An 11845-nucleotide genomic window follows, 5' to 3' on the forward strand; every position below is an offset into this window, starting at 1 on the left:
ACTGGCCACGCCATCGACACTTCCGCCGTTGTGTTTCCTTCGAGGCCTTAGCGCGCCTCGTACTCTTCCATGGGTTTGTCGGTGGGATTTGCCCAGGCGGCCTTGGTCATCTCGGTCGCGGGCAGGCCCACGATCACGTTTCGCGGCGGGATCGGCTTCAGAAACCATTTGTCGTAGATGCGCGCTGCATCCCCGCCCTTGGCCAGCGACACGACGCTCTGGTCGACAAGCTTCTTGAACGCCGCATCGCCTTTCGGCAACATGATGGCAATGGGCTCTGTACTCAGCACTTGGTCCAGCAGCTTGTATTGCGCGGGTTCCCTGCTCTTTGAAATGAGCGTCGCCAAGATCTGCCCATCTGCCACGAAAGCGTCGGCGCGGCCGGTCTCCAGAAGCAGAAAGCCTTCGCTGTTGTCTTTGGCCGTCAGCTCCGTCGCATCGCTCTTTAGCTTTCTCAGCAGTTGCACGGAAGTGCTTCCGGTGGTCGCTACCACCGTCTTGCCCGCTAAATCCGCGGTCGACTTGATGCTGGACGCTGACTTGACAGCGATGCGCACGCCTTCCACGTAAAGGGTAGGGGCGAAGGCGACCTCTTTCTGACGTGCCGCATTGTTGGTCGTCGTGCCGCATTCGATGTCCACCGCGCCGTTCTGCACGAGCGGGATGCGGTTCTGGGGCGTGACCAGTTGGTATCTCACTTCCAGCTTCTCGAGCTGCGTCGCCTTCTTGATGTCTGCAATGATCTGCTCGCAAATCTCGACATGGAAGCCGGTGTATTTCCCGGGTCCGGTGGTGAACGACATGGCGCCCGAGGCATCGCGCACGCCCACGGTGACAACGCCCGACTCCTTGATCTTTTTCAGCGTGTCTGTCTGCGCAGCCGCCGAACCCAAGAACGTCAGGAAGGCAGCGGCAACGCTGGTGGCGACCAATGATTGAAGCCTCATTGGGGTCTCCTTACTTCGCGAACAGAGAGTCGAGATTGGCGAACGATTTCATTTCGATGGCGTTGCCCGATGGATCCAGGAAAAACATCGTGGCTTGCTCGCCAGGTTCGCCTTTGAAACGGATGTACGGCTCAATGACGAACGCGGTCTTGTTCGCGACCAACTTGTCCGCCATGGCTTGCCACTTGTCCGTCGGCAGGATGGCGCCGAAATGCTTGACCGGCACATCGTGGCCGTCGACGGCACTGCTCTGCTTGTGGCCGCACTCGTCGGGTGCCAGATGCGCAACAATCTGATGACCGTAAAAGTCGAAGTCAACCCACTCGGGCGCGCTCCGTCCTTCGTGGCAACCCAGCAGCTCCCCGTAGAAGGCGCGTGCTTCTGCGATGTCGCGCACAGGAAAAGCAAGATGGAACGGAATACGTTGATGGGTTTCGCTCATGGTGTCCTCGTGGTGATGTAGTTCAGGGAAAGGAGACTGTAAGGAGCGATTCGCATAACCGAAAACGATATAAAACGGTTCTGAGCATCAATTTTCCCAATGCTTTTTTTGTCGATTCGCCTCGACTGGCGAGCTTTTCTGTCTTGCTGTCCAATCGCCGGCATGTCGAACACAAACAACTTTCAGCCAGTGGCTCTTGAGCACGCCAGTCGCCTGATCAACCACGGACCGACGGTGTTGGTCACCAGTTCTGACGGCACCCGCCGCAACGTCATGGCCGCGGCGTGGTCGATGCCGGTGGAGTTCACGCCCCCGCGCATCGCCGTGGTCATCGACAAGCACACATTCACCCGCGAGTTGATTGCAGCCAGCCGAACATTTGCCATCTGCTTACCCGGCAATGCGCTCGTTGACCTCACTCACGCGGTGGGCAGCACGAGCGGTCGAACCATGGACAAGTTTGAACACTTCGCCATCGGAACGGAGACCAGCCCAGTACTGAAACTGCCGGTCTTATCTTCCGGTTGCTCAGCCTGGCTCGAGTGCCGCTTGATTCCTGAGCCGCACAGCGAAGATGCCTACGACACCTGCTTCGCCGAAGTCGTCGGCGCAGCAGCCGATGCACGGATCTTCAGGAACGGTCATTGGTTGTTCGACGATAGCAACGCTGCGCTGCAGACGATCCATCATCTAGGAGGCGGCAACTTCATTTGTGGCGGCAGTGTCGTCCGTGCAACTGCGCCATAACTGTTGTTCAAAGATTCGCGGCACGTACGCGCTCAACACCTCGGGTTCATGCGAAGAGGCCGATGCCCGCTTTCGCACTCAAAGCCGACTTCTGGCGCGCCGAATTGACCGGCAGCCACGGGCCCGAAGCGCCGGATAGCCGAGAGGCTTCAGTCGGCCACAAGCCGTCGTGCGTGGCGTGATTTTCAGCGTCAGCTTGCGCTTGCATTGCGGTCGAAAGAAAAGAGCGGGGGCGTTGCCACCGCCCCCGTTGGGTTAGTTTGGCTCAATGCATTTCAGCAAGCGCTTCCTTGACGCCTTCCTCACGCAGCGGAAAGTCAGCCCCTTCCAGATGCAGCGCAGCCTCCGCAGGCACGGGGGTCGCGCAATCCTTGTAGATCACGCCATCCTTCATCACGAGCTGGATCTTCGCCGGATCGGTAAGGATCGACAGGTCCTTCAGCGGATCACCATCCACCAGCACGATGTCCGCCAGGTAGCCCGCCTTCAACTGCCCCAGTTCGTCCGGACGCAGCATGATCTGGCCGCCCAGCTTGGTCGCTGCGAGCAGCGCTTCCTTGGGCGTCATGCCGATGTAGTCGACGAAATACTGCAGGTCGTTGGCGTTGGTGCCGTGAGGCATCCAAGCAAAGCCGTAGTCGCCACCCGGCAGGATGCGGATGCCGCGCTGATGCATCTTGCGCAGCGATGCAGAGGCGATCTCCAACTCGCGCTTGTAGCCCATTTGCGTCGCGACGGCCTCGGTGATGCCGTACTCGGCGGCGTTGAAGGTCGTGCGAATGAGCCAGCCGATGCCGGGGGCGACGAAGTGCTTGTCCTTGGCGGCCTCGAGCATGTCGAGCGCCTCTTCGTCCGCAAAACTGGCGTGGTAGACCATCTCGATGCCATGTCGCACACACTGCTTGACCGACTCGCTTGATCGGGCGTGCGCGGCCATGCGCTTGCCATAGCGCTTGGCTTCCTGCGCGAGCATCGCGACCTCATCCTCCGCAAACGGTGACATCTCGGCCGGCAGGCCGGCAATGGGTTCGCCGGACAAGTTGATCTTGAGATGATCTACGCCGTACTTGATGAAGGTGCGCGCCGACTTGCGGATTTCTTCCGGGCCGCTGCACACGCTGCCGAAGCTCAGTTCCTCGAACTTCATGTGCGGCAGCGTGTTGTCGCCGAGCGCGCCGATGGTGGTGATTTCCTGGCTGCCCGCGAGGTAGCGCGGTCCGGGGAACTCGCCCGCATCGATGGCGTTGCGCAGCACCACGTCGAGTCGAGGCTTCGCGGCAGCGGCACCGATAGCCGAGGTCCAACCCATGTCGAGATAGCGCTTGGCCACGCGCACGCACCACAGCATGTGCTCCTCGGGCGGCATGAACTGGATGGCGGCGAGGCTCGGCTGGTCGTTCCACGAGAAATGCGTGTGCGCCTCGGTCATGCCGGGCATCAGGAAGCGGCCCTTGCCGTCGATGACGCGGGCGTCGTCGACGCTCACGCGCTTCGGTGCGCGGGTGACTTCGACGATGCGCTTGCCTTCGACGAGCACGTCGCCGGTGTAGGTGTCTTCGCCCGTGCCGTCGAAGATGCGGACGTTGGTGAATGCGATGCGGGTCATGCTTGTCTCCTCCGGCCCGAGGTGCCGGAAATGGGTTGATGAACGTGTGGCGGTGGAAAAAATTCAGCGCAACGATGCGTGGAACTGTTCGAGTTCCTGCATGCAGCGTTGCGGCTTCTCAAAGGTCGTCCAGTGGCCGCAGCCTTCAAGGACCACCTGTCGCGAACCGTTGATGCGCGCCGCCATCGCGGCGACGTTGGCCGGTGGCGCAACGCCATCCTGGTCGCCGGTCACGAGCAGCGTTGGCACTTCAATGCGGTCGATCTCGGCCGACTGCGCGGCGGCGAGCGCTTCGCAGCTTTGGGCGTAGCCCTCGGGTGATTGGCGCATCACGCTTTCGCGCACCAGTGCCAGCACTGCGGGCTGCTCAGCCTTCGTCTCTTGGCTGGTGGCGCCCTTGACGATGGCGTCGGCAATCTCTTGTATGGCCGCCGCGCCGCCGCGCGCTGCCGCCGCACGCGCCACCATGTTCGGCCGAGCCGCTTCGGGTGGCGCAACCAGCGGCCCGAACAAGGCCAGCGACTTGATCTTGCCAGGGTTGCGCACGGCGAGATGCTGCGCAACGACGGTGCCAAGCGAGTGCGCCATCACGTGCACCGATTCGGCGCCCAGCTCAGCGAGCAAAGCTTCGAGCGCTGCGGCATAGCCTTCAATCGAGAGCGGCTCCGCCAACAGCGCCGAGCGTGCGCTTCCGGGCAAATCCGGCCGGATCACCTTGAAGCCCGACAGGGCGGCCAGCAAAGGCGTCCATGTGTTCGACGAGCCGCCGAGTCCGTGGATGCACAGCAGCGCTTCGCCGTTGCCGTCGATCTCGACGGCCAGTTCGTTGATGAATCGAGTCGTCATTGCGCTGCGCTTCAGACGAACTTGTTCTCGATCGAGCCAAGGCGGTCGATCTCGACGCGCACCACGTCGCCCGCCTTCAGGTAGCGCGGCGGCGACATGCCCATGCCGACGCCGGCCGGCGTGCCCGTGGCGATGACATCACCCGGATACAGCGTGATACCGCGCGAGATGGTTTCGATCAGCGTCGGGATGTCGAAGATCATGTTCTCGGTCGGGCCGTCCTGGCGCAACTCGCCGTTGACCCAGCAGCGCACGCGAGTCTTGGTGCCGTCGAACTCGTCGGCCGTCACGATCCACGGGCCCATCGGGCAGAAGGTGTCGAAGGACTTGCCCATGTCCCACTGGCCGTGGCGAATCTGCACGTCGCGCGCCGTCACGTCGTTCACGACCGTGTAGCCGAAGACATGCTCCATGGCGGCAGCGCGCGTGATGTTCTTGCCACCCTTGCCGATGACCACGGCGAGTTCTGCCTCGTAGTCGATCTGCGTCGAGATCGCGCTGGGCACCAGCACGTCGTCGTGCGGGCCGACCACGCATTCGGGCACCTTGGTGAACACGATGGGCCACTCGTCGGTCTTCGCGCCGCTGTCTTTGAATACCGATGCCGAGAGTTCCTTGGCGTGCGCGTGGTAGTTGCGGCCCACGCACCAGAGGTTGCGACGGGGCTTGGGCAGCGGCGCGTCGAGCGCGACATCCGCGACCTTGATGGCAGCGCCGGTCGCGACCGGTGCAGCGCCACCCTCGGCCATGGATTCGATGATGCTCAAGGCACCCGCGGCTGCTTGCTGCGGCGTGAGTTCGAGGGGTTGGAGGGTGAGGCCGTCGTCGGATACAAGTCCCACGCGGCGGATGCCGTCGGCGATGTAGGTGGCGATGCGCATTTCTGTTGGCTCCTGTGATTTCTCTCTGCGGATTTGCGGTTCCGGTGAAGGTGCCGCGGGCATGGAGCAACTTTAAGAACGCAGCGCTTTGGGCGCTTATCGACGAATCCGGCGACGTATCAGGGAGTCTGGTGGAGTGCTAGGGACTTACCCGGGGTTCAGGCCGCTTCAGGCCTCGCGAAGGCGAACAATTGCACCCGTCGACCACCTTGAAGGACTGGATTCATGGCCGAGGCCTACGCGCTGCACGAGGGAGCTTTTGGGACGGCGATCGTTCTCGAATCGCGCGCCAACCTGGTGTCGCACGCCCATTCTGAATCGCAGCTGGCCCTGTGGCTCGGTGGCACGCGCGCCGTCGCGAAAGTGGGCGCCGAGGTCGTGCCCTACGGCGAAAACCTCGCGCTGGGCGTAAACGCGTTCGAGGCGCACGACATGGTGATGGAAGGCAACGGCTCCTGCCTCTTTCTCGTCTTCATGATCTCAAAGCAATGGCTGGACGCGCTGGGAAATTCAACCGGGCGCAACTTCCGCTTCCCTTCACCGCGCGTTCCCATCAGCTCGGCGATGCGCCGCTCGTGCTGGCGCGTGCTCGACCTGATCATCTCCGCGGACAAGTCGCGCCCGGCCATCGATGACGAGGTAGAGCGACTGCTGGAGGCCGCCATTGCGGCATCGACCACGGACGGCGCGGAGGCGCCTGTGGCAGGTGTGGGCGTGATGCTCGACCACCGGCTTCGCAGCGCCATCGCACACATGCGCGAGCACGTGTCGGAGCTCACGACCATTGATGAGATCGCGGCAAAAGTCGGCCTGTCGCGCGCGCACTTCTTTGCCCTGTTTCGCGATCAGCTCAACACGACACCACAGGTGTTCTGGAGCGGCGTGCGGGTCGAGGAAGCCATGCGCCGAGTCGCCGAAGGTGGTGTACTGACGGATGTCGCGATGGATCTGGGCTTTTCCGCGCCGGGCAACTTTTCGCGCTTCTTCAAGGAGCACACCGGCGTCTCGCCGTCGATCTTCAAGCGGGCGACGCGCGATCCCTCGCCTGTGACCGTGACCGGCATCCCCAGGGAGCGGATCTAGGGGTAGCGACATCGATGTCTGTTTTCGCCCGCAAACTGGACGTAGGACGGTCGATCGCGACCGGCAGCACAGGGCCCGAACTCCCATTTCGACGCCGGACACAGCGGACGTTGACTCTTCGAAGGCAAGGTTTCTAGAGGGCAAGCAGGGGCGATGACTGCAATGCCTTGGGACCGGCCGTCCATACGGAGGTGTCCTCGGACTTGGACGACTGGAAACGGGGCGACGGCGTACTTTCGCCATCCAACCTGGAAGGACCGGAGCCGCTGCTCAACGAGCGTCCGCGCAAACCGTCCATTGGAAGCCCCGTCGGGCGCGGGGTCGCCTGCTGAGAATCTCTCATGGGGTCGAAGGCACCCCGCCGCTGGGTCACAGTTGGGGGCAAGGTGCGGGCAGCGACAATGCCCTCATGACCAAAGGCAAGCGCATCTCGGCAGACATCGGTGGTGACGCCCTGCATTCGATTCGGGAATTGGGTGCAGCGGCCAGGCTGGCCCGGACGACGGCCGGGGAGGGACAGGCCGCAGCGGCCGTGCGCCTGGGCGTGCATATCCAAACCATAGGGCGCATCGAAGCGGGGGAGCCCGGCGTTGCTGTCGGGCACGTGCTGGGTTTGCTCGCGCTCTACGGCATCGGCGTGAGACTGCAGCAGCCAGAGGACCGTTGAGCTATGGGTTTGCTCTCGACAGAGCCCACCCCCGTAGTCCTTCGCACGCTTGCGAACGGGGTGCGGCTGCTCGCGCTTCCCATGCCCCACGTGCAGAGCGTCAGTGTGGGTGTGTTCCTGCGCGTTGGCTCCCGTGACGAAACCCCGCTCACGAACGGCATCGGCCATGTCCTTGAGCACATGGCGTTCAAGGGGACCGTCACCCGTTCCGTGCAGGCCATCAACCTGGACGCGGAGCGGCTGGGCGCGGAGGTCAATGCGTTCACAGGCAAGGACACCACCGGCTACTTCATGACCGGCTTGGGCCGGCATGCGGAGCATCTGCTGCGTATAACGGCCGACATCGTCCTGAACAGCACGTTTCCCGAAGACGAACTTCAGCGGGAGCTGGAGGTGATCCGCCAGGAAGCCATCGAATACGAGGAGGACCCGGAGGACGCTTCCAGCGAACTGCTTGACCGCGCCGTCTGGGGCGACGACCCTATGGGCATGCCGGTGATCGGCACTGTCGGGAACATTGAAGGCTTTACCCGGCAGGAACTGGTGCGGCATGTCCAGTCCCACCACGTCGCGGAAAACACCGTCGTCGCGGCGGCCGGGAACTTCGATGTGGAAGCCTGGCTGGCGCTCGCCGGGGAACTCTTCTACGCGATGCCCTCGGCCCCGCTGCCCGGGCCGCTGCCGCCAAAGCCCGCGAAGTACGTGGGGCTGGCCGTGGCCCGGCGATTTCCGCAGGTGTCTCAAGTCTTCCTCAACATCGCCTACCCACTATCGCCTGTGCGGGACGATGAAATCTCGCAGCAGCGCTGGCGCCTTGCGGCGTCGGTGGCCGCCAACCTGTTTGGAGGCGGGATGTCGGCGCCCCTGGTCGACAGAATCCGGGAGCAGCTCGGCTTGGCCTACACAGCGCACTCCACGATGGACACCGGGGACGTCTGGGCCAACTTCGTCATTCATGCGGTCACGACCCCGGACAAGGTCGACGCGCTGGTGTCGTCGACGGCCGGCTTGTTGCGTGAGCAGGCCACGAATATCGATCCGGTGCACCTGGAGCGGGCGAAGAACCAACTGATCGTGTCGCGTGTGCGTGCCGGAGAACGGACCTACCCGGCGATGGAGCAGGCCGTCGAGGAGCTCTTTGCCAGCGCAACCGTGACGCCAATAGCCGGAGCGATTGCGGTGATCGACGACATCTGTGCAGCAGAGGTGCAGGCTGTCTTCGAGCGAATGCTGGCCAACCCTCCGGCGGTGGCGATTGCCGGCAAGGGTGCTAGCGCACGAACGGCGAGGCAGTTGGCAGCGCGACTCGCTGCGGGTGGCTGCTGATCGGCCGTGGTCAAGGACACCTCTGCGAACTGATTGCGGCCACGAGCTCTTTGTGAACTGCGTCCGCAGGATCGGCGTCAAGGCGCGCGCAGTCGCGGCCGGGGACTGGGAAGGGATTTATCAGACATTCGACTGTGTCGTTGACACTTCGCATTTGTTCGCGAAGCCGAGGAAGGCCATCTTGATTCCGACACTCTCAAGACTATCCCGACCGTCGGGTAGACGGCAGACTGCCGTCGTTCCGGTTTGGCCTATCGCTGCGTCGCGACATCCAGAACGGCTGGACGTATGACCTCCGGTGTTGCCGCGGCCGTAGCGGCTCGTCGCGAGGAGCTTTGGCTGGCCGAAAACGCGACGTCGCTTCAGAGCTAGAACACTTACGTCGAGCAGAACGGCTTGCCTCTTTGTAAGCATGCACTGCTGCCGTGGGAGGCCCCACGGAACGACGGACCGTGCGGATTGCGGCGACCAATAGTTCAGCATCGATAGTCAACGATGCTTTCCGCCCAGAAACATCCAGCTGACCGAGCCAAAGTCGAGATTGCAGTCTTGTCCAAGGATCTGCCTGATGGTCCGGCGATCTGCCTACGAACGCTTGGCATGGCCAAGCAAGCCCTTTGCGGCTTCTATCCGCAAAGCCATAGGCACCGATTCGTCGTTCATGACGCGTCTCAGGAAGCGCTCCGCGTCTTCGCGCCCTTGATCGTGGGTGGGCACTTCGGGCAAGCCGGACAGCTTCAACTCAGCTGGCACTTCCTCCAAGACGCCAAGCTGTCTTAGCGCGGCTTCGAAGGCAACTTGCCGGATGGGCTCGAGCGCGCGCAGAAGCGCTGCCTGCCCTTCGCCATTTGGGGCCAGGTCCAGCCACGGCATATCGGCAAAGACCGAAGCCAAGTCGGGGGCGACGAACGCAGACCAGCGATCTGGGCTGGTCTCCAAGGGCGGCGCGGACGGGAGTTGCGCCGCGTCGGCGATCAGACGTAAGTGGGTCGATCCTAAGTCGGGCAGATACCGTGCACGCAGGCCCTGCAGCTCGCCGGCACTCGGCAACGTCGGCGATGCAAGGGAGAACCAGAGCTGCACTGCGTCGACGCCTGAGACCGCGATGGCAGGGGGAGGAAGGCCGAGGTCCGATTGGACGCCGATCCACACCGAAGAAAGCTGGGCCCACCCCGCGGGTGGCCTCAACTCGAACACCAACGCTCGAACGCCCTGGGCCGCCGCTGGGGCAGCGCCGTGCGAGGCGCTCGCACCCAGTCCGTATAGGCGATCGAGTTCGAACGGCATTGGGTTCATACCGAGATGCTAGCCGACCATGGGTGCGCGCCTCGTGGTGCGCAGACGCGGTTGGGCCCCCCGCCGATCCTGTCCGGCTGGAGCGCGTCCATCACGGCGGGGCTCACCCAGAGGAACGGCGGCTTTCGCCGCCGGGCCGCAGAGACGCTCGCTCCGGGGGCGTTCGGGTTCTAATGCGAGCCATGGATACGACCTACCGCATGCCCGGGGCAGTTTTGACCGAGCGCGAGCACTCGGTTCCCTTGGTTCACGGCGACCCGCTGCGTGGCACGATCAGTGTGTTCACGCGCGAGCTTGCTGCGCCAGACGGCGGTCTTGATCGCCCCTACCTCGTGTTCCTGCAGGGCGGCCCAGGCTTCGAGGCCGCCCGCCCGACGAGCCCGCCCTCAGGGTGGATGGCGCGTGCCCTTGCGGACTTCCGGGTCCTGCTGCTTGACCAGCGGGGCACAGGGCGCTCTACGCCCGTCGGGCCAGTCATTCCTGGAGCAGCGCCTGCCGATCAGGCCGAGTACCTCACGCATTTTCGCGCCGACTCGATCGTGCGCGACCTCGAACTGATCCGCGCTGAACTCGGCGTCGACTGCTGGAGTCTGCTCGGTCAGAGTTTCGGGGGATTCACCTCGCTCACCTATCTGTCGCTGGCGCCCGCGGGCCTGCGGGAGGTATTGATTACCGGCGGCCTCGCGCCGATCACGAATCGGCCGGTCGACGAGGTCTACGCGGCGACATGGGCGCGTGTGCGCGAAGCGAACCAGCGCTATCACGCCCGATACCCAGGAGACCTCGATCGTTTGCGGAAGATCCTGCGCCGGCTCGACGAGGAAGATGTCCGCTTGCCCAACGGCGACCGGCTCACATCGCGTCGGTTTCGGCAGACCGGAATGTGGCTCGGCGACAGCGCTGGGTTTGAACGGCTTCACCACCTGCTCGAGCTGCCCTTCGGCTCGGCCGCATTCATGGTCGACGCGCAGATGGCGTCACCCTGGGAGCGCAATCCGATCTACGCGACGCTCCATGAGTCCTCGTACGCCGACGGGGGTGCCACTCGCTGGTCGGCACACCGGCTCGCGCCCGAGGAGGCGATGACCGGCGACCTCCTTGGCGCAGAGCACGTCTTCCCTTGGATGTGGGACGACTACGCTGGCTTACGCGCGCACCGCGAGGTGGCGCAGCTTCTGGCCCAGCATCCATGGCCGCGCCTGTACGACGCTGACCGCCTCGCCCGCAATGAGGTCCCAATGGCAGCGACCGTGTACGTCGACGATGTCTACGTGGAGCGATCATTTGCCGAGGAGACGGCCCGTGGCGTTCGTGGGCTGCGGGCCTGGGTTACCAACGAGTACGTACACAACGGGCTGCGGGCCGATGGCGAGCGCATCGTGGGTCGCCTGCTCGACATGGTCCGCGGCCGAGCCTGAACCGATGGACGTGGCCTTCGCGTACCCAGCAAAGGAAATCTGCAGAGCGCTGGCTAGCGGTCTTCCGTACTTGCCTTCCTGAAGGGCCGCTTTCGCTGCGGAGTTGCCCCGTCCCCTGCAGGCCCTTGCCCAGCGCGTCGATTCGCTGCACCCTATGCCTGTGGCATCGCCCATCATCATCACCATTCCACATCAGCTCGGCCGCGCCGGAGCGCGACGTCGCATCGAGGGCGATTTTGCGAAGATCATCAACTTGTTGCCCGGCAGCAGCGGGGCCCCCAGCGAGCGCTGGGGCGGCGACCGGCTCATCTTCAGCGTTGCGGCTTTGGGTCAGACCGTCTCCGGCGTGATCCAAGTCCTCGATGCCACAGCAATCATGGAGCTTGAACTGCCCGGTGCCCTCCGCGTCATCGCCAGCAGCCTCAAGGAAAGACTTGAGAAAATGGGACAAGTGCTATTGACGAGGAAGTAGCGCACTTGTGCAGGGGCACAGGACAAGTTCCGACGCAATCGTCCGGTAAGCCATCTGCAACACTCCTTCTGCCTACGGCAGTTTTCAGTGTGTTGCATCGACCGGTTGCATCCG

12 protein-coding genes are annotated in these 11845 nt (G+C 63.5%); 6 read left to right on the forward strand and 6 right to left on the reverse strand.

Annotation, left to right across the window (positions count from 1 at the left end):
* Window positions 1-47: 47 nt before the first annotated feature.
* Together AC1DEK_RS11680 and AC1DEK_RS11685 are read right to left on the reverse strand one after the other, a co-directional pair.
* Window positions 48-947, reverse strand: coding sequence for an amino acid ABC transporter substrate-binding protein (locus tag AC1DEK_RS11680; RefSeq protein ID WP_478125398.1), 900 nt, complete (start codon window positions 945-947; stop codon window positions 48-50).
* Between the two features lie 10 nt (window positions 948-957).
* Complete coding sequence (locus tag AC1DEK_RS11685) at window positions 958-1389, reverse strand: VOC family protein (protein ID WP_478125399.1); 432 nt, start codon at window positions 1387-1389, stop codon at window positions 958-960.
* Window positions 1390-1551: 162 nt separating this feature from the next.
* Here AC1DEK_RS11685 and AC1DEK_RS11690 point away from each other — a divergent pair, with 162 nt between their 5' ends.
* Window positions 1552-2136 (forward strand): flavin reductase family protein, encoded by a 585-nt coding sequence (locus AC1DEK_RS11690; RefSeq protein ID WP_478125400.1) that lies wholly within the window; start codon window positions 1552-1554, stop codon window positions 2134-2136.
* A gap of 265 nt (window positions 2137-2401) precedes the next feature.
* Here AC1DEK_RS11690 and AC1DEK_RS11695 read toward each other — a convergent pair whose 3' ends face one another.
* The 3 genes from AC1DEK_RS11695 to AC1DEK_RS11705 all read right to left on the reverse strand — a co-directional run bounded on the left by AC1DEK_RS11695 (window position 2402) and on the right by AC1DEK_RS11705 (window position 5469).
* A complete protein-coding gene (locus AC1DEK_RS11695) occupies window positions 2402-3742 on the reverse strand; it encodes a metal-dependent hydrolase family protein (protein WP_478125401.1) in 1341 nt (446 codons plus the stop codon).
* Between the two features lie 63 nt (window positions 3743-3805).
* A complete protein-coding gene (locus tag AC1DEK_RS11700) occupies window positions 3806-4588 on the reverse strand; it encodes an alpha/beta fold hydrolase (protein ID WP_478125402.1) in 783 nt (260 codons plus the stop codon).
* 11 nt (window positions 4589-4599) lie between these two features.
* Window positions 4600-5469: a fumarylacetoacetate hydrolase family protein gene (locus AC1DEK_RS11705; protein WP_478125403.1), complete on the reverse strand. Its 870-nt coding sequence runs from the start codon at window positions 5467-5469 to the stop codon at window positions 4600-4602.
* 225 nt (window positions 5470-5694) lie between these two features.
* Between AC1DEK_RS11705 and AC1DEK_RS11710 the strand changes: the two genes are divergently transcribed.
* From AC1DEK_RS11710 to AC1DEK_RS11720, 3 genes are all read left to right on the forward strand, one after another.
* A complete protein-coding gene (locus tag AC1DEK_RS11710; RefSeq protein WP_478125404.1) occupies window positions 5695-6552 on the forward strand; it encodes a helix-turn-helix domain-containing protein in 858 nt (285 codons plus the stop codon).
* A 409-nt stretch (window positions 6553-6961) separates the two neighbouring features.
* Entirely contained in the window at window positions 6962-7219 is a 258-nt protein-coding gene (locus AC1DEK_RS11715) for a helix-turn-helix domain-containing protein (protein ID WP_478125405.1), read from the forward strand.
* 3 nt (window positions 7220-7222) lie between these two features.
* Entirely contained in the window at window positions 7223-8545 is a 1323-nt protein-coding gene (locus AC1DEK_RS11720; protein ID WP_478125406.1) for a M16 family metallopeptidase, read from the forward strand.
* A 585-nt stretch (window positions 8546-9130) separates the two neighbouring features.
* Here the strand turns inward: AC1DEK_RS11720 and AC1DEK_RS11725 are convergent.
* Window positions 9131-9841, reverse strand: coding sequence for a hypothetical protein (locus AC1DEK_RS11725; protein WP_478125407.1), 711 nt, complete (start codon window positions 9839-9841; stop codon window positions 9131-9133).
* Window positions 9842-10023: 182 nt separating this feature from the next.
* Here AC1DEK_RS11725 and AC1DEK_RS11730 point away from each other — a divergent pair, with 182 nt between their 5' ends.
* Entirely contained in the window at window positions 10024-11259 is a 1236-nt protein-coding gene (locus tag AC1DEK_RS11730; RefSeq protein ID WP_478125408.1) for an alpha/beta fold hydrolase, read from the forward strand.
* Window positions 11260-11419: 160 nt separating this feature from the next.
* On the forward strand, window positions 11420-11731 hold the full coding sequence (locus AC1DEK_RS11735) for a polyhydroxyalkanoic acid system family protein (protein WP_478125409.1): 312 nt from the start codon (window positions 11420-11422) through the stop codon (window positions 11729-11731).
* Window positions 11732-11845: the final 114 nt, after the last annotated feature.

This window comes from Variovorax sp. 10N420 (genome assembly GCF_056394705.1).

Bases quoted from the DNA above. Each gene is read 5' to 3' on its own strand.
- AC1DEK_RS11715 (WP_478125405.1), top strand. From the start codon at position 6,962: ATGACCAAAGGCAAGCGCATCTCGGCAGACATCGGTGGTGACGCCCTG.
- AC1DEK_RS11705 (WP_478125403.1), bottom strand. From the start codon at position 5,469: ATGCGCATCGCCACCTACATCGCCGACGGCATCCGCCGCGTGGGACTT.
- AC1DEK_RS11725 (WP_478125407.1), bottom strand. From the start codon at position 9,841: ATGAACCCAATGCCGTTCGAACTCGATCGCCTATACGGACTGGGTGCG.
- AC1DEK_RS11695 (WP_478125401.1), bottom strand. From the start codon at position 3,742: ATGACCCGCATCGCATTCACCAACGTCCGCATCTTCGACGGCACGGGC.
- AC1DEK_RS11720 (WP_478125406.1), top strand. From the start codon at position 7,223: ATGGGTTTGCTCTCGACAGAGCCCACCCCCGTAGTCCTTCGCACGCTT.
- AC1DEK_RS11680 (WP_478125398.1), bottom strand. From the start codon at position 947: ATGAGGCTTCAATCATTGGTCGCCACCAGCGTTGCCGCTGCCTTCCTG.
- AC1DEK_RS11685 (WP_478125399.1), bottom strand. From the start codon at position 1,389: ATGAGCGAAACCCATCAACGTATTCCGTTCCATCTTGCTTTTCCTGTG.
- AC1DEK_RS11730 (WP_478125408.1), top strand. From the start codon at position 10,024: ATGGATACGACCTACCGCATGCCCGGGGCAGTTTTGACCGAGCGCGAG.
- AC1DEK_RS11690 (WP_478125400.1), top strand. From the start codon at position 1,552: ATGTCGAACACAAACAACTTTCAGCCAGTGGCTCTTGAGCACGCCAGT.
- AC1DEK_RS11700 (WP_478125402.1), bottom strand. From the start codon at position 4,588: ATGACGACTCGATTCATCAACGAACTGGCCGTCGAGATCGACGGCAAC.
- AC1DEK_RS11710 (WP_478125404.1), top strand. From the start codon at position 5,695: ATGGCCGAGGCCTACGCGCTGCACGAGGGAGCTTTTGGGACGGCGATC.